This is a genomic window from Pseudoalteromonas sp. 23_GOM-1509m, assembly GCF_000518425.1.
Classification (GTDB): Bacteria; Pseudomonadota; Gammaproteobacteria; order Enterobacterales; family Alteromonadaceae; genus Pseudoalteromonas; species Pseudoalteromonas tetraodonis.
Map to the genome: position 1 here is coordinate 528,440 of NZ_KI912432.1, position 17,436 is coordinate 545,875.

Sequence of the window (17,436 nt, forward strand, 5' to 3'; positions counted from 1 at the left end):
ACGTTTAGAAAAGGATAACTCCGGGGACTGTGACATAATAAAGCTCCAGATAGCAAAAAACCGCCAATAAGGCGGTTTTTTAAATAATGGTGGAGAGATAGGGATTTGAACCCTAGAGGGGCTATAAACCCCTGCCGGTTTTCAAGACCGGTGCATTCGACCACTCTGCCATCTCTCCGTACGGCGCGCATAATAATATCATACGCTTAGCTTGTAAAGCCCTATTTTACTAAAACCGGTTAAATAGTTAAATATTAATCAGGATAGTCATAAACCCTAGTAATATTGTTTAGGTCTGCGGGCAATCCAAGAACATACTAAACACACCAATAAGCTGGCAGTTAAAAATGCAATACTTTGAAATATTAAATCGAAGCGGTTTAAATCATCACTTGGGATCACAACTAACACAAACGAAGGTAGTACGGTGAATAATAGAACATAGCAGCATATTTTAAAGGCCCTGCCAAAATCAAATCGTCGAGACTGTTGCATCCACCATGTTAGCAGTACTAGGACACCCATCGCAGTTGCAGCAATAAAGTGAGCTGCTTGTGTATTCATTGCAACATAAAATGTCGCAAGCGCGCCAACAACACCCCAGATTGACCAAGCAAACCAGTTTTCTTTTTCACGTAAAAATAAATTTCCCATCATTTTCGTCTTCTTTATCGTTATTATTGGTAAGACTTTCCATACATTACCAAAAAACAACCGATTAAAAAACAAACTGAAGAAGATTTATTGCGTATGGTGCTTCCGTGCGCTTCTCGCAGCTACAATATTAACCGCGGTAGTGTAACACGATTAACTTAATGAATTATGACTATATTGAATATAAAAAGTTCATCCTATTGCTACAAAAAACTAAAATAGTTTTCTGGTTTATGGCGCGGTGACTTTTTACACTCAACTGCTGGCGTCCCTAAATACAAATAACCCACTATTTCATCATCATTGTTTAAGTTAAGCGCGTGTTTAACACTGGGGCTTTGTGCAAAGTAACCTGTGCGCCAAATACCGCCAAGCCCTTGTGCAAATGCGGCTTGTTGCATAGCCAGCACGCCACAGCCTGCACTTTGAACTTGTTCTATTCTTGGTACTTTTGGATGTTGTTGATATTTTGCAATGGCAATAATGATCATGGGTGCTCTAAGGGGTAACTCTTTAGCACGATTAATTACTTTTTCAGCTTGCTGCTCGGCCAAAGCGCTTTGATAATAAATTTCACCCAACTTATGACGTGCATCCCCTTGAACAATGATATATTGCCAAGGCGCAATACAGCCATGATCGGGAACTCTGAGCCCAGCCTGCTGAATAATGTTTAGTTGTTCTTCATTAGGGCCTGGCTCTGTCAGTTTTGCATCTGACTGGCGGGTTAATAAAAGCTCAATAGCATCCATTATAATTACTCAAAAGACAAAACAATAGCATACCATTGAAACCCTTAGGTTAAAATATAATGGGCACCCCGCTGTTATTATTTGCTTATCAAGAAAGTACCTAGGTTAAAAAAGCACACAAATAATATCGCAACCCAAATAGCCGTGTATTTGTGCCATTACAAAGTGGCGCTCGCCTTTTGCGTGTAAATAATTAGGTCGAACTAATGAGAGGCTTTATAGATTTAATTTTGCCAGTTAAGCGTTGTAGCCGAGGCACCATTGAAAATCGTAATAGCGTATTTATTAGCTATACAAGGAATGGGGTAAGGTAAAAAACAACAATATAAGGGTCTGATTATAAGTTAACTATCTTTAAAAAATAATCAGACCCGTGTACTTACTTAAATTGCATATTAGATACTGCGTGCAACTTGTAAGGCTTCGAATATAGCGCGCTTGGCATCAATAGCCGCTGCTAGTTTAGCGCCACCAATAACATGAACCTTGGCATTCTCTGCTTGCGCCTTAAATAGTTCGTCATTAGACACTTGGCCAATACAAGCAATCACAGTATCAACTGGCAATACTTGTGTTTCGCCAGCAACACTGATAGTTAAGCCGTTTTTATCAAAACGATGGTACTGGCAATTGGCAATTTGCTTAACGCCATGTTGTTTAGCAACTTGACGATGTATCCAACCGGTTGTTTTGCCTAAATCACCACCAAAGCGCCCTTCACTGCGTTTAAGCATATAAAGTTGACGATCATCTTTGTGAGGCTGAGCCTCGCACTCTATTCCCCACTGGGTTTTAAAGTCGCTGATACTTTGTGATTTATGTTCACTTAAAAATGCCACCATATCAAAACCAATACCGCCTGCGCCTAAAATCGCAATCGAATTACCAAGTTCAACCTCACCGCGAATGACTTCATCGTAGGCAAAAACACGTTTGTCATCACTACATTCTATAGAGGCTTCACGTGGCCTTACACCCGTGGCAAAAACCACATCGTCAAACTGGCTCAGCATACCGTCATCAAATGCTTTGCCTAATTCAATGGTGACGTTTAAACGCTTAAGTTCATTGGTAAAGTAAGCCAATGTATGGTTAAAGTCTTCTTTACCTGGTATTTGCATGGCTAAATTAAACTGCCCACCCATATGCTGCTTTTGGTCAATAAGCGTTACATTGTGACCTTTTTGCGCTAAGTAACAACTTGAAGAAAGCCCAGCAGGACCCGCTCCAACCACTAATACATTTTTAGCTGTTGCGGCTTTTTCTAGAGGGTAATCAAGTTCAAAACCCGCTTGTGGGTTAACTAAGCAAGTGGCACGTTTACCTTTAAATACGTGGTCTAAACAGCCCTGATTACATCCAATACAAATATTAATATGGTCAGAGCGCTTGGCTTGGTATTTATTAAAAAACTCAGGATCGGCAAGTAAAGGGCGCGCCATAGAGATTAAATCAGCTTCACCCGCCGTTAAAATATCATTAGCAATCTCTGGTGTATTAATGCGGTTTACGGCAATAACAGGCACGCTAATAACATCTTTCAAACGCTTTGACGCTTCTTTAAATGCGCCTGGGGGTACCATGCTTGCAATTGTCGGTACCCGTGCTTCATGCCAACCAATGCCAGTATTGAAAATATCAACACCTGCTTTTTCAAGTGCAATAGCTTGTTGTGTTACTTCCTCAGGAGTTGAGCCATTCGGAATTAAATCGATAACAGACAGTCTAAAAATAATTAGAAATTTATCTGAAACTTTAGCTCTTACTGCTTTTACAATCTCAACAGCTAAACGCATTCTGTTTTCAAGACTGCCACCAAACTCATCGTCTCGTTTGTTTGTATGCGGTGCCATAAACTCATTGATTAAGTAACCTTCAGAGCCCATCACCTCAACGCCATCGTAACCTGCTTTTTCTGCTAAATATGCAGAGTGAGCAAAATCTTTAATGGTTTTTTTAATTGAACTTAAAGACATAGCCTTAGGTTTATAGGGATTGATCGGTGCTTTTATCGCACTTGGGGCTTGATTGAATGGATGATAGGCATAGCGCCCAGCATGCAATAACTGCAGGCAAATTTTACCACCATGTTGATGAACAGCTTGCGTATAAGCACGGTGTTTAAAAACATCATAATAACTATTAAATGATGATGAAATAGGCGTTAACTTGCCGCGAAGATTAGGGCTATATCCCCCCGTAATGAGCATTGCTGTGCCACCTTTAGCACGTGCTTCATAAAAAGCACGAAGGCGTTTACGATTATGCCATCCCTCTTCGAGGCCGGTATGCATTGATCCCATTACTAAACGGTTGCGTAATTGTGTGTGTTTTAGTTCTAATTTTTGTTCTAACATCCTGTGCCCCAATAACTGGTCTAACCTGTGTGCATTTAGTCAATTCTGCTTTAATGACCAACAATAAGCAATATATGAGCAGATTAAACTTAATAATTTTTTAACTTAAAACCTGTTGACTGCGTTTATCTTGACCAATAGCGTGAGTTAAAAGTAGTGACTACAGCCATAATTTCAGTAATTATTTATTAAATAAACACGTGTTTAATCTCAAGTGTAATTGAATTTATAAATGTTTCGTTACGATTTAGCAGTTAAATTTATTTATATTCTACGCTAAGATGGCAATAACGTTTTAGCTGTACCAATTTAAGGAGCTATTTTGATAGCAAAGGTATTTAAAGGTATATGGACGGGGATCAACTTCTCACGTCGTTTAATACTCAACGTATTGTTTTTATTTTTGGTCGTCATTTTTATCGTATCGGTATCAAGTGACGGTGATAAAATTATTGTCGAAGAGGGCTCTGTTCTTAGACTTAACCTTAATGGCCCTATTGTCGAAGAAAAAACCTATATAGACCCTGTTGAAGCCGCTATTAATGATGCAACGGCCAGTGCTGACTCACCCAGTGAAATATTGCTCGACGATGTAGTTGAAGTAATTAATGAAGCAGCACAAGACTCGCGTATAAGCGCTATTTTGCTTGATTTACAAGAAATGCCAAAAGCACATTTAAATAAGCTCAAACAAATTACGCAGGCACTTGAAACATTTAAAGCAACTGGTAAAAAAGTGATTGCCTCAGGGTATTACTACACCCAAGCACAATATTACATTGCCGCGCATGCAGACGAAATTGCGATGCATCCTTATGGTAGTGTGCTTATTGAAGGCTACGGTATGTACCCGCTTTACTTCAAAGACGCATTAGAAAAATTAGAAGTCACTCAGCATATATTCCGTGTAGGTACCTTTAAATCGGCCGTTGAACCGTTTATCAGAAATGATATGTCAGAGGCAGCTAAAGAAGCAAACCGCGTATGGCTTGGTGCTTTATGGAATGAATATAAGCAAGACGTTAGTGCTGTACGTCCTTTTGATGAGTCAAACTTTGATGAAACAATGGATGTTTATTTAGCTAAAATGCAAGCCGCTAATGGTGATGCCGGTAAATATGCACTGGATAACCAATGGGTTGACTCATTAAAAACCAATCAGCAAATTCGCCAACAATTAATTGAATTGGTTGGAGAAAATGAAGATGGAAAAACATTTAAACAAGTCTCTTTTGGTGAATACTTAAGTTTAGTAAAACCGCCTATTGAGTTTGATAACCCTATGACTGAAAAAGTCGCTGTTGTGGTTGCTAAAGGCACTATTGTTGATGGTGAACGCCGTGCTGGTGAAATTGGTGGTGATTCAACTGCAGCCCTCCTTCGCAAAGCCCGACTTGATGACAAGGTTAAAGCGGTGGTTTTACGAATAGATTCAGGCGGTGGCAGCATGTTTGCCTCAGAAGTAATTCGTGCTGAAGTACTTGCACTTAAAGCTGCTGGTAAACCCGTTATTGCATCAATGAGCTCAGTAGCTGCATCAGGCGGTTATTGGATTGCATCGGCGGCCAATGAAATTTGGGCAGCGCCGAGTACAATTACCGGTTCAATTGGCGTATTTGGTACCTTTATGACATTTGAAGATACCTTAGCTAAAATAGGCGTGTATTCAGATGGCGTAGCGACCACCGAATTGGCAGGTTTTTCAATCACTCGCCCACTTAACGAGAAAATGGCTAAAGTTATTCAAATGAGTGTTGAAGAAGCGTATGGACGCTTTTTAGATGTGGTTGCTGAGGCACGTAATATGACTCCAGAGCAAGTTGATAAAATTGCCCAAGGTCGGGTATGGATTGCCTCTCAAGCTCAAGAGCTTGGTTTAGTTGATAAACTTGGTAATAAACAAGATGCGATTAAAGCAGCTGCAGAGCTTGCAAAGCTTAACTACTATGACGTTAAAACAATTAAGCAATCGCTTAGCCCACAAGAAAAAATGCTTCAAGATATTTTCGGCAGTGCCGCCGTTAAATCAGTACTTGGGCTTGAAACACAAAAAACAGCAGTATTAGCCAGCCAAGCTAATCTGCAAAGTGTTATTAAACAATTAAGCAGTGAAGTAGAAAACCTAAAAGATTATAACGATCCACAAGGTGTTTATGCCCGCTGTTTAGAGTGTACAGTTGCACAATAGTGCCTTAACAGGCTGTATTGATTAGCAGTTAGCGTTATACTAAGCCCAGTTTTTTTACTGGGCTTTTTTTATGAAACGTAAACGCATTTATATCGCTTACACTGGCGGTACCATAGGAATGAAAAAATCAATTCGCGGCTATATTCCTGCTGAAGGGTTTTTAACCGAAACCGTGGTTAATAACGCAGAGTTTAATCGTGAAGAAATGCCATTATTTGATATTCATGAATACTGCCCGCTTATAGATTCTTCAGATATGTCACCTGCTCATTGGCAACTCATCGCCGATGACATAAAAAGTAAATACAAAGATTACGATGGCTTTGTGGTACTGCATGGCACCGATACTATGGCCTATACTGCATCAGCTCTGTCGTTTATGTTTGAAAACTTAACTAAACCTATTATTGTGACCGGTTCACAAATTCCGCTGTCTCAATTACGCTCAGATGGCCAAGTTAACCTACTTAATGCCATGTATTTAGCGGCTAACTACCCCATTGCAGAAGTCAGCTTATTTTTTAATAATCAGTTGTTCAGAGGTAATCGTGCCACTAAAGCCCATGCAGATGGGTTTGATGCATTCGCCTCACCTAACTTAGAGCCGCTTGCACTTTCAGGTATTAATATTCAGCTGATCAAAGGGCAATTAAGCCCGTATGTAGAAAATGAACTCCAAGTTACCCCTATTACACCGCAAGCTATTGGCGTGCTGTATTTATACCCAGGGATCAGCAAAGAAGTTGTAAAAAGCTTAGTTAATGGCAATATTAAAGCCCTTGTACTGCTAAGCTTTGGTGTAGGCAATGCGCCACAAGACCCTGAGTTTTTAGCGATTCTGGATGAAGCAAGTAAACGGGGTGTTATTATTACTAATTTAACCCAATGTTTAAAAGGCCAAGTGAACATGGGCGGTTATGCCACGGGTAATGCGCTGTTAAACATAGGCGTGATCAGCGGTTACGATATGACCTTAGAAGCATGCTTAACTAAGCTGCATTACTTGTTTAGTCAAAACCTAGAAATTGAAACAATTCGCCATTTAATGCAAGATAACCTGCGTGGTGAGCTGACCCGTTAAGTAATCAGTTAAGCGAATAACAAAAAAGGACGCTACTTAGCGTCCTTTTTGATTACTTAGATTTTATTAACGAACTTTTGCGTCAATATCAACTAAGTCAGTTAAATGACACGTTTCACCACTGTGGGTTTTAATGCCATGCTCACCAAAGTAATCACGCTGGGCTTGAACTAAGTGCCCATTACTTGGTGTTGTTAGCGTTGCTAAGTAGGTTTGTGTTGCACTAAGCACAGGAAACGCCAGACCCGTCATAACGGCTTGGCCAGTCACTTTACGCATCGCTAATGACTCTTTTTCAAGCGTGTCAATAAACTCAACGCCTTGCGCTACACTATCAAGGTAATCAGCACGGATAATACACCCTGCACGCCATGTTTGTAGCGTTTTCGCTAAATCAACTTTCCATTGATGAGTTCGTGAAGCGCCTTTAATTAATGCAAGTCCTTGACGGTATGCCAACAGGCTCGCAAGGGTAAACGCATCTTTTAATTCATCTAAATCAATATCAACTTGCGTGGTATTTTGTGCGCTGTATGTCATTTCTTGTGCGGCAGTGGTATTACACGCATTGGTTAAATGACGAGCTTGTACAGCAGCCACTAGCGACGGTACCGCAATACCTAATTCAAGGGCGTTTTGTGCTGTCCATAAACCGGTGCCTTTTGCGCCTACTTTATTGTCAATTAAATCTACAAGCGGCACATTATGCGAATTCTCAAGTGATAAAATATGGCTTGAGATTGACAGTAAATAGCTATTTAGCTGCCCTTGAGACCATTCGTTAAATATCTCTGCAATTTCTTTAGGTGAGCGATTAGTGCCGTGACGCAATAGCTGATACATTTCTGCAATCAGTTGCATGAGTGCGTATTCAATTCCATTGTGAACCATTTTTACAAAATGGCCGCTGGCTGACTGGCCCACACGCGCAAAACACGACTCACCTTTATAGCTTGCAGCAACCTTTGTAAACCATGGCTCGACACGCTCCCAGCCACCTTCAGAACCACTGGCCATCATAGCTGGACCGTGACGTGCACCCTCGGCACCGCCTGAAATACCCATAGTGGCAAATTCAAACTTATCTTGGTATTTGAGCTTACGGTTAATACCGTCTTTATAATTACTGTTACCACAATCAACAATAATATCACTACACTGAACACCCGCTTCAATAAGCTCGTTGCAAACCGCATCAACTAACTCACCAGCAGGCACAAGTAATAAAATAGAACGCGGTGCTTCTAAACGCCTAACCATATCCCCTAGATCAGAGACAATGTGAAGTTTATCAGCCATGCCTTGTGATTTAGCACAACTTAGTAATTCTTCACCCGCATTTGGGTTTTTGTCATAAGCGACAAGCGTTATCCCTTTTTCAATCAAGTTCAGGGCAAGATTTTTCCCCATAACGCCTAACCCTACTAATGCAACTTGCATTTAGTGCCCTCCTCGGTAACAACTATTTGGTTAGTAAATTAAAATAATACCGCGTGCATTATACTCAGACCGCAGCCATGAGCAAAGCTACATGCATTTATTACAGTTAAAATAAACGCCGCAATTATATCAAACAACCGCCCTCTCAGGGGAAGAAATAGCAGTGCTATTTAAATTTTTAGATCATTGACGCCCTGTGACACCGGTGTCATAATGATGACATATTCATTTTGTATATAATAGTCGCAATGTTATAAAAATTGCATAAAACTAAAGATTGCTCTTTATTAGTAATCACTAAAAACAAAATAACCGTCAACTTGCTTAAAAAAAGCACACAGGAGAATTTAATGTTAAGACGTACAAAAATAGTCGCGACACTTGGACCTGCAACAGATAGAGATAATAACTTAGAAAAAATTATTCGTGCAGGCGCAAATGTCGTTCGATTAAATTTCTCACACGGTGTTGCACAAGATCACAAAGACCGTGCACAAGCTGTTCGAGATATTGCAACTAAACTTGGTAAGCACATCGCGATTCTCGCTGACTTACAAGGCCCAAAAATTCGCGTTTCAACCTTCAAAGAAGGCAAAGTGACCTTATCTGTTGGTGCAAAATTTATTCTTGATGCCAAAATGGAAAAAGGCCAAGGCGATATTAACGCCGTCGGTATTGACTACAAAGAGCTACCACAAGATGTTGCCCCTGGTGATTTATTGCTATTAAACGATGGCTTAATTCAACTCACCGTAGAAAGTGTTGAAGGTCACTTAGTTCATACCATTGTGACTGTTGGCGGCGTACTTTCTAATAATAAAGGGATTAACCGTTTAGGTGGAGGCTTAACAGCACCTGCATTTACGGAAAAAGATAAAGAAGATTTAATCACCGCTGCTGAAATTGGCGTTGATTACATTGCCGTTTCTTTTCCTCGCAGTGGCGATGATATGCGTTATGTACGTTCATTAGCGGAGGCTGCAGGCTCTAATGCACAGCTTTTAGCTAAAATTGAGCGTGCTGAAGCAGTAGAAACACAAGAAGCAGTTGATGACATTATTTTAGCGTCTGACGCTGTTATGGTTGCCCGTGGCGACTTAGGTGTTGAAATTGGTGATGCTGCACTGATGGGTAAACAAAAACTTATTATTCGTCGTGCTCGTTCATTAAATCGTACCGTAGTAACCGCTACGCAAATGATGGAATCGATGATCGATAACCCTATGCCAACACGTGCAGAAGTTATGGATGTTGCCAATGCAGTACTTGATGGCACAGATGCAGTGATGCTTTCTGCTGAAACAGCCGCTGGTGATTACCCGGAAGAAACCGTTGCTACTATGGCGCGTGTTTGTTTAGGTGCTGAATCCCAAAAAGAAACACACGTTTCTAAACATCGTTTAGACAGCCGTTTTTCTTCTAATGCCGAATCAATTGCCTTATCAGCTATGTATGCAGCTAACCACTTAGACTCTGTTAAAGCGATTATTACCCTTACTGAGTCAGGTAGTACGGCAAAATTGATGTCGCGTATTAGCTCTGGACTGCCTATTTATTCACTTTCACGTCATGCAAGTACATTAGGTCAAACAGCACTGTATCGTGGTGTTTACCCTGTATTTTTTGACTCTACAAAATGTGAAAAAGATAGCATGGTTAAAGATGCATTAAGCACACTTGTAGCCGCAGGCTCTTTACAAGCAGGCGATACCGTGATTATTACCCACGGTGATGCGATGGAAACGATTGGTGCAACCAACACGATGAAAATAGTCACGGTTTCGTAACTGTAACGCGCATAAAAAAACGCGAGCTAAAAGCTCGCGTTTTTTTATGTTATTTATTAAAGTTAGCTAGCCAGTGCTGCTTTTACTTTATCACGGTAACTTCTACTTACTTTAAGCTCTTGTCCGTTATCTAACACTAATAAATATTCACCACTAACCTGAGTTACCAGCTTGCTAATTTGTTTGGTGTTAACAATCGCGCTGCGATGAACACGTACAAATAAGCTTGGATCTAATTCTTGTTCAAGCTCTTTCATGGTTTTACGTAATATATGCGTTTGCCCATCTTGGCAATGCAGACACATGTAATCACCTGCCGCATCTACCCACTGTATAGTAGCAACGGGTACTCTGACAATTTCGCCCTGCTCTTTTACGGCCAATGATTCAGGATAACGACGATCTGTAAGGGTATCGCCAGTGGCTAATTTCTTTAAAATTTCTTCGCAGTTATTGCCTGTTATCCCTGCTACGAAACTCGCTAGTTTTTTCTTATGGGCGTTATCCTGCTGAGTTTTTAAATAGGTATGCACTTTTTCTACCGCCTGTTTTAATCTGTTATCATCAACGGGTTTTAAAATGTAATCTAAAGCATGAATTTCAAATGCTTTAACAGCAAAGTGATCAAACGCCGTAACAAACACAATGGCAGGTAAATCTTTACTGCTTTCACTTAAAGCACGTGCGACTTCAAAACCGTTCATACCAGGCATTTGAATATCAAGAAAGACAAGATCAATTTTTTCGTTTTTACAACTTTCAATCGCATCAAAACCTGAGCTACACAGTTTGATCACTTCAATATCAGAAAACTCTTCAAGCCTGACGGCTAAACCTTTACGTGCTAATGGTTCATCATCAACAATAAGCGTTTTTATTCTTGTCATTTCTTCACAGCCTTCTCAAACGGGACTCGCAGATTAACTTTTAATCCACTTGGCGTATTATGTGATAATACAAACGAGTAATTATTTTCGTAGAGCGTTTTTAATCTGTCTCGGGTGTTTGCCACCCCTACGCCTTGTGCATTAACTAACTGACCATTTTCAATATCAGTGCCAGGCCCATTATCGCCCACTTCAAGTAATAATTCATTAGCAAAAACTTGCGCTTTTATATCAATAACACCACCTTCTGACATATGGGCAATGGCGTACTTAATGGCATTTTCGATGATCGGTTGTAATATTAAGCTTGGCACTAATGCTTGTTTGGCCTGCTCACTCACGTCCACATTAACTTGTAAGCGCTCATCAAAACGTACACGTTCAATTTCTAAATAGAGCATTAATGCATGTAACTCTTGCTCCAGCGGCACTTTTTTAATTGGATCAGTATTAAGCGTATAGCGTAAAAAGTCACTCAATTTAGATACCATCAAGTTAGCATCTTTATTTTCTTTTACCAAAACTAAGGTTGATATTGCATTGAGCGTATTAAACAAAAAATGAGGATTTAGCTGGTATCTAAGCATTTTTAACTGCGCTTCGTGCGCCATTGTGGTTGCTTTTAAGGCTTTTTGACGTTCACTTTGTAATAACTGGTAATACTTAACACCAAAGTACAAACCACTCCAACACAAAATAATATAAACAGAATCAAGTCCTTGTTGTAAATAATAAAACCATTCTTCAGGACGGTATCCGTGGCGATAAATTTCCCACAGGTTAAACTTTTGCACCACGGCCCATAATGTACCGGTTATATAAGAGGCGCCAAATACAACAATAATTAATACCCAAGGTGAGGCATTCCAAATTTTTCGATAAATATAACGCAGAGGCACAGTCATTAAACAGCCCGCATAGGCGTTTAGTAAAATAACGAATACGTAAATATCACGCATTTCGAATACTTTAGAACCAATATAGTTAACTAACGCATAACCTATCCAGCCTGCAATTTGCAAAAGCCAGAAAAAACGTTGTCTGTTATCAATTAAAGACTGCCAATTCAAAATTAATTATTACCTTGTAAATTTGTCACTATTATATCGATTTATCGTCGGGTATAGCACTACCAACTGTCTTACTTTTTAATAGCCCTATCGCAAACAATAAATTAAATAAATACAGGATGGATGTTCAGTTTTGGTTTAGTTGTTACGTTAAACAGGCTAAAACTCGTGTTGCAATTACCCCTTGCGGATGGTTTAAAACGCATAAAAAAAGCGAAAGGCATCCACCTTTCGCTTATCAATGTTTACTTTTATTTTTTAAGCAAGCTTATCTGAAGCAACTTTATAAGTCGGATCTTCAATTACGTTCACTTCAACTAAGTCACGTGCTTTATGAAGTAGTTCTGTACAGTCTTTACTTAAGTGACGCAAGTGCAGCTTTTTACCCGCTTTATTGTATTTGTCAGCTAAGCTGTCGATGGCCTCAATCGCACTATGATCCGCAACGCGACTGTATTTAAACTCAACAATCACATCTTTAGGGTCATTCTTAACATCAAATAAATCAGCAAAGTTTTTAACCGAACCAAAAAATAAAGGCCCATGTAGCTCGTACACTTTTGAACCTTCTTTATCAATATAGTTAGTTGTGTAAATATGTTTTGCATGCTGCCATGCAAACACTAACGCAGAGACAATAACACCTACACACACCGCAATCGCAAGGTCGGTAATAACCGTTACACCCGAAACTAATACAATTACAAAAGCATCAGATAAAGGCACGCGTTTCATCATTTTGAAACTCGCCCATTCAAACGTACCCAGCACCACCATAAACATAACCCCAACTAATGCGGCCAGTGGGATCATTTCGATTAAGCTTGAAGCGAAGATAATAAATGCAAGTAACATCAATGCGGCACTAATACCTGATAAACGCGAACGTCCACCTGAATTAATGTTGATCATAGATTGGCCAATCATGGCACAGCCACCCATTGCACCAAAGAAACCACATGTGACATTGGCCGCACCTTGGCCAATACATTCTTTATTAGAATGGCCACGGGTTTCTGTAATTTCGTCAATCAAGCTTAGCGTTAACAGCGATTCAATTAAGCCAATTGCTGCAAGAATAAGCGCATATGGAAAGATAATTTGTAGTGTTTCTAGGTTAAAAGGGACCATAGGAATATGAAACTGTGGTAAGCCACCGGCAATGGTTGCAGCTTCATTTCCTGTCATGCCTTTTAAGAAATCAAGTACCGTACGTGCTTCTAAATCAAGACCAATCACTAAACCCGTTACAGTAACAATAGCAACCAGTGATGAAGGCACTGCGGTAGTTAATTTTGGTAAAAAGTGAATAATTGCCATCGTTAGCGCCACTAAACCTAACATGATGTAAAGCGCACTGCCCGTCATCCACATTTGGCCGCCAGCACCATCAGGCACTTTAAACTGTCCAAGCTGGGCTAAAAATATAACAATCGCTAAACCGTTAACGAAACCGAGCATAACAGGATGCGGAACCATACGAATAAATTTACCGAGCTTAAATACCCCAGCCAATATTTGTAGTAGTCCCATCAGCAACACAGTGGCAAATAGGTATTCCACTCCGTGATCAAGTACTAAACTTACCATCACAACCGCTAATGCACCGGTTGCACCCGAAATCATACCCGGACGACCACCAAAAATAGCCGTAATTAAGCCCACAATAAATGCGGCGTATAAACCAACAAGAGGTTCTACATTTGCAACAAAGGCAAATGCAACAGCTTCTGGGATCAAGGCAAGTGCCACTGTCAATCCAGAGAGAATATCGTTTTTAGCAGAGCTTGGCGCTCTGCTGAGTAAGTTAAACATTGAGTTCCTCAGTTTTATTTCGCTAACAAAAAAAGCGCTAGATTTTATCAAATTAGCGCTCATTTCACAATTATAGTTAATTCAGCCTGTGTGTTTTTAGCTGCTTAGTAAAGTTTAAAGTGGCAGTGCCGTGCTTCGTTTAACACACGTCATGGTCACATTAGAATGAACCTCTTGTACATATTCTAAGCTAAGCAAGTTATCGCGTACAAAGTGCTCATAACCTTCTATGCCTTGAGAAATAATACGCAACATAAAGTCCATAGTGCCAGCCATGGTGTAACATTCAGTCACTTCATCATAGCTAAGTATTAATTTTTCAAACTCAGCTAAATTCTTTTTACCATGGTTTGATAAACGTACATGGGCGTAAACCAACATATCAAAGCCCAGCTTTTTTTCATCAAGCAATGCGACTTTACTTTTGATGTAGCCATCTTGTTCTAATTTAGCAATACGACGCCAACAAGGAGACTGAGAAAGTCCGACTTTGTCTGCAATCTCAGCAGTTGATAAACTTGCATCTTGTTGTAAAAGTGCCAATATTTGGCGATCTACGTGATTTAGAGACATTTTATTTCTTATTTATCTAATAAATTGGTTAAATTATACAGCCTTTTTAAAAAGCAGTCTGCTTATTTTTAACAAATATGCACATCAACCAAACTGGCCACTTACAAATGGGTTAGTAGCCTGTTCATGAGCAACATGGGTGTTGTCACCATGGCCACTTAAAATTGCAGTGTTCGGTGGTAATGTCATGATATGTTGCATTATAGAGTCGATTAGCTGCTTGCTGTCGCCTTTAGGAAAGTCGGTACGCCCTATTGAACCTTTGAAAATAACATCCCCGACGATAACCGTATTGTGTGCTTGTTGATAAAACACAACATGCCCTGGCGTATGCCCTGGGCAATGAAGTACTTTAAATTCAAGCTGCCCAACCTTGATACTATCACCATGGGCTAACCATTCATCAGGATAGAAGGAGTTGATCGGTTTAAAGCCAAACATAGTGGCTTGCATCGGTAAATTGTCGAACCAAAAACGTTCATCCTCATGAGGCCCAATCATCTTTACCTTGTGTTGCTCGCGTAAATTATGCGCAGCGCCTACATGATCTAAATGCCCATGGGTTAACCAAATCGCTGCTAATGATAAATTATGCTGCTTAAGTGATGCATTAATTTTGTCAGCATCACCGCCAGGGTCGACCACGACAGCTTGCTGGGTTTGTTCACATACTATAATGCGGCAATTTTGCATAAACGGGGTTACGGGAATAGTGATTATTTTCATCTTATATTTCTTTATCTTTTTGTGCTGGAATAACTATATTCTCTTCGTATGACATTAAAACTGGGTATTTCAAATAAGCTTGATCATAAAATGGGCTATGCTCATATAACCAATTTAAACGTGCTTCAGCGTTCTTAGCAAAGTCTTTATCCTGGTTTACTTTTTTATCAAATTCTTGGGCTAATTTGGGGTCATCAGCAAGCATTTTTTCAGCAAACGGTATCAAAGCATAATTTTCCATATATTCAGTGCGCTGAAAAATAGTATTAAACTCCCCCCAAGCAAAAAATGAATCTGGTGCTTCAGGATGTAGCAAGTGGACAGCTAACTCTCCTGCCTTTTGCTGCGTACTCACTTCAAACCAACCATCTAAATCCACATTTGTAGCTGGTACATAATCAAAACTAGCCGACACTCTAAAACGCCCTTCAAATGGCGCTTTATCAAAACTATATTGCGCTACTTTTGCCATTTTTAATGGCTGAGTGTTGGCACCACTGAGCTTATTAACTGACACCCCATGCAGGGCTAATTTCTCAATAATATCGGTGTAAACAGGTGGAATAAAAAATGATTTTGGTACTTCAACCGTGTGCTGCACCTCTTTTTGCCAAAAAATAGGCAGCTTGTCATAATCCTGTTTTTTACCCAAATAGCTTACTTCTTGTTGATTTGACAATGGGCTCAGGCTTTTAGAATAAGCAATACCTTTAAACGCGATATGATCAGGCTGCTCAGAATAACCACGCTTAACAATTAATTGCTTAGGAACAAATTCTTGTTCTTTTTTTACTGCATTAGCGAGTTTATCTTTATGCGCTGATAATGCTTCAATAGCACCATCTATAAACACATAAGTCCCTAACACGCGTTGTTTGTATGGCTTTAAAGAATGGTTTTCAACTAAAATGGTAGGCAATGACTTTAAATCACCCCACCCGTTTGAAAACCGCGGTGTGGCAACCCAACCGGCCAGCCCTGATTTAAATTCTTGCTTATCCATAACAAACACTAAAGGGCCCGGAATATGGCCTTGCTCAGTGAGGGTTTGATCAATCATTGGTTTAAAATAACGGTTAAGCGCATCTGAAATGGCAGGCGACTCGCTAGCAAATACTGGGTTATAGCCATAGGTTACATCGTATTGGTAATCAGCCCCATCAGTCACGTGTACGTCAATATACAAATTCGGATTATAATCATTAATTACTTGAAGGACGCTTTTAACCTCTGGCGTATCAAGCTTAGTGTAATCACGATTTAAATTAAGATTATTTGCGTTTGTTCTAAAACCCATTTTTACAGGGCCACGCTGATTAATACGATTAAACGCACTACTACGCTCGTGACCATCAACGTTTAATATTGGGATAAATAAAATGTTTACCTTTTTTAATATATCGCGTCGTTTACCCGTAGCAATATCTCTAAGCAGCATAAACATCGCATCTTTACCATCAATCTCACCAGCGTGAATACCAGCCTGAATAAGCACGGTTGGTTTGGTGCTATTGGCCATTTGACCCGCATTAAAAAAACCTTGTTCGCTGGCAATCAACATTTTTATTTCTCGTTTACTATTACTATAGCCAATCGTTTTTGATTTAAATTGAGTGGGATTCGCCGCCACTAATCTATCAACAAATGCCATGGTATTAACATAATTGGGAGACGAGACTCCTGCAGAAATTTCAAAGTCTGTGGTTAAGGGTCCCTGTTGTTGCAATAGTGAGGTACTACTACCTTCCCATGGTAATAATGGCGGTAAATGATTGCTATTTGCCATACTTGCAGATAAAACCAATAAACTTATAAACATATACTTCTCTAACAAACCCATTAATTAAGAAAAATTATAGCAATTAAACTTTTCTAGTTGCCAAAACTGCGGTGGTTCAACAAAAAAATACAGCCAACGGCATTTTTAGTTGCAGCCCAGCCACGCTATCAACATCTACTGAATAAAAAGGGCTAATAAGTACCTAAAAAAACGAACACACAACGGTAATAAATAAAGGAAAAAGCCTACAAGCGCATAAAAAAGATAATAAATTACAGGCACAAAAAAAGGAGCCATGGGCTCCTTTTCATTACTTATACAAAAAC

At 39.7% G+C, this 17,436-nt stretch carries 13 protein-coding genes and 1 tRNA gene; 3 read left to right on the forward strand and 11 right to left on the reverse strand.

The window, feature by feature from the left end; all coding sequences use genetic code 11:
* Positions 1-87 precede the first annotated feature (87 nt).
* The 4 genes from N523_RS0113030 to N523_RS0113045 all read right to left on the reverse strand — a co-directional run bounded on the left by N523_RS0113030 (position 88) and on the right by N523_RS0113045 (position 3,763).
* Positions 88-178, reverse strand: a tRNA-Ser gene (locus N523_RS0113030).
* A 98-nt stretch (positions 179-276) separates the two neighbouring features.
* The gene (locus N523_RS0113035) at positions 277-654 is read right to left on the reverse strand and encodes a hypothetical protein (RefSeq protein ID WP_024601029.1); all 378 of its coding nucleotides are present in this window, start codon (positions 652-654) and stop codon (positions 277-279) included.
* Between the two features lie 203 nt (positions 655-857).
* Positions 858-1,406, reverse strand: a complete 549-nt coding sequence (locus tag N523_RS0113040) for an NAD(P)H nitroreductase (protein WP_013464866.1) — start codon at positions 1,404-1,406, stop codon at positions 858-860.
* A gap of 395 nt (positions 1,407-1,801) precedes the next feature.
* Entirely contained in the window at positions 1,802-3,763 is a 1,962-nt protein-coding gene (locus N523_RS0113045; RefSeq protein ID WP_028835288.1) for an oxidoreductase, read from the reverse strand.
* A gap of 322 nt (positions 3,764-4,085) precedes the next feature.
* Here N523_RS0113045 and sppA point away from each other — a divergent pair, with 322 nt between their 5' ends.
* Positions 4,086-5,951 carry a signal peptide peptidase SppA gene (gene sppA, locus N523_RS0113050; protein ID WP_008112457.1) on the forward strand — a complete coding sequence of 622 codons (1,866 nt, stop codon included), beginning with the start codon at positions 4,086-4,088 and terminating at the stop codon, positions 5,949-5,951.
* A 70-nt stretch (positions 5,952-6,021) separates the two neighbouring features.
* On the forward strand, positions 6,022-7,032 hold the full coding sequence (ansA, locus tag N523_RS0113055; RefSeq protein WP_028835289.1) for an asparaginase: 1,011 nt from the start codon (positions 6,022-6,024) through the stop codon (positions 7,030-7,032).
* Positions 7,033-7,098: 66 nt separating this feature from the next.
* Here the strand turns inward: ansA and gndA are convergent, their stop codons facing one another.
* Positions 7,099-8,472 carry an NADP-dependent phosphogluconate dehydrogenase gene (gene gndA / locus N523_RS0113060; RefSeq protein WP_013464864.1) on the reverse strand — a complete coding sequence of 458 codons (1,374 nt, stop codon included), beginning with the start codon at positions 8,470-8,472 and terminating at the stop codon, positions 7,099-7,101.
* 350 nt (positions 8,473-8,822) lie between these two features.
* On the opposite strand from gndA, the gene pyk reads away from it, so the two are divergent.
* Positions 8,823-10,259, forward strand: coding sequence for a pyruvate kinase (gene pyk / locus N523_RS0113065; RefSeq protein ID WP_008112452.1), 1,437 nt, complete (start codon positions 8,823-8,825; stop codon positions 10,257-10,259).
* A 62-nt stretch (positions 10,260-10,321) separates the two neighbouring features.
* Here the strand turns inward: pyk and N523_RS0113070 are convergent, their stop codons facing one another.
* From N523_RS0113070 to N523_RS0113100, 6 genes are all read right to left on the reverse strand, one after another.
* Positions 10,322-11,146, reverse strand: coding sequence for a LytR/AlgR family response regulator transcription factor (locus N523_RS0113070; protein ID WP_008110464.1), 825 nt, complete (start codon positions 11,144-11,146; stop codon positions 10,322-10,324).
* Positions 11,143-12,216 (reverse strand): sensor histidine kinase, encoded by a 1,074-nt coding sequence (locus N523_RS0113075; protein ID WP_008110465.1) that lies wholly within the window; start codon positions 12,214-12,216, stop codon positions 11,143-11,145. The genes N523_RS0113070 and N523_RS0113075 overlap by 4 nt, the downstream gene beginning before the upstream one ends.
* A 258-nt stretch (positions 12,217-12,474) precedes the next feature.
* Positions 12,475-14,031: a SulP family inorganic anion transporter gene (locus N523_RS0113085; protein ID WP_008110467.1), complete on the reverse strand. Its 1,557-nt coding sequence runs from the start codon at positions 14,029-14,031 to the stop codon at positions 12,475-12,477.
* Between the two features lie 114 nt (positions 14,032-14,145).
* On the reverse strand, positions 14,146-14,604 hold the full coding sequence (locus N523_RS0113090) for an Lrp/AsnC family transcriptional regulator (RefSeq protein WP_008110469.1): 459 nt from the start codon (positions 14,602-14,604) through the stop codon (positions 14,146-14,148).
* A gap of 84 nt (positions 14,605-14,688) precedes the next feature.
* A complete protein-coding gene (locus tag N523_RS0113095; RefSeq protein ID WP_028835290.1) occupies positions 14,689-15,330 on the reverse strand; it encodes an MBL fold metallo-hydrolase in 642 nt (213 codons plus the stop codon).
* A gap of 1 nt (position 15,331) precedes the next feature.
* A complete protein-coding gene (locus tag N523_RS0113100; RefSeq protein ID WP_028835291.1) occupies positions 15,332-17,149 on the reverse strand; it encodes a M14 family metallopeptidase in 1,818 nt (605 codons plus the stop codon).
* Between the last annotated feature and the right edge of the window lie 287 nt (positions 17,150-17,436).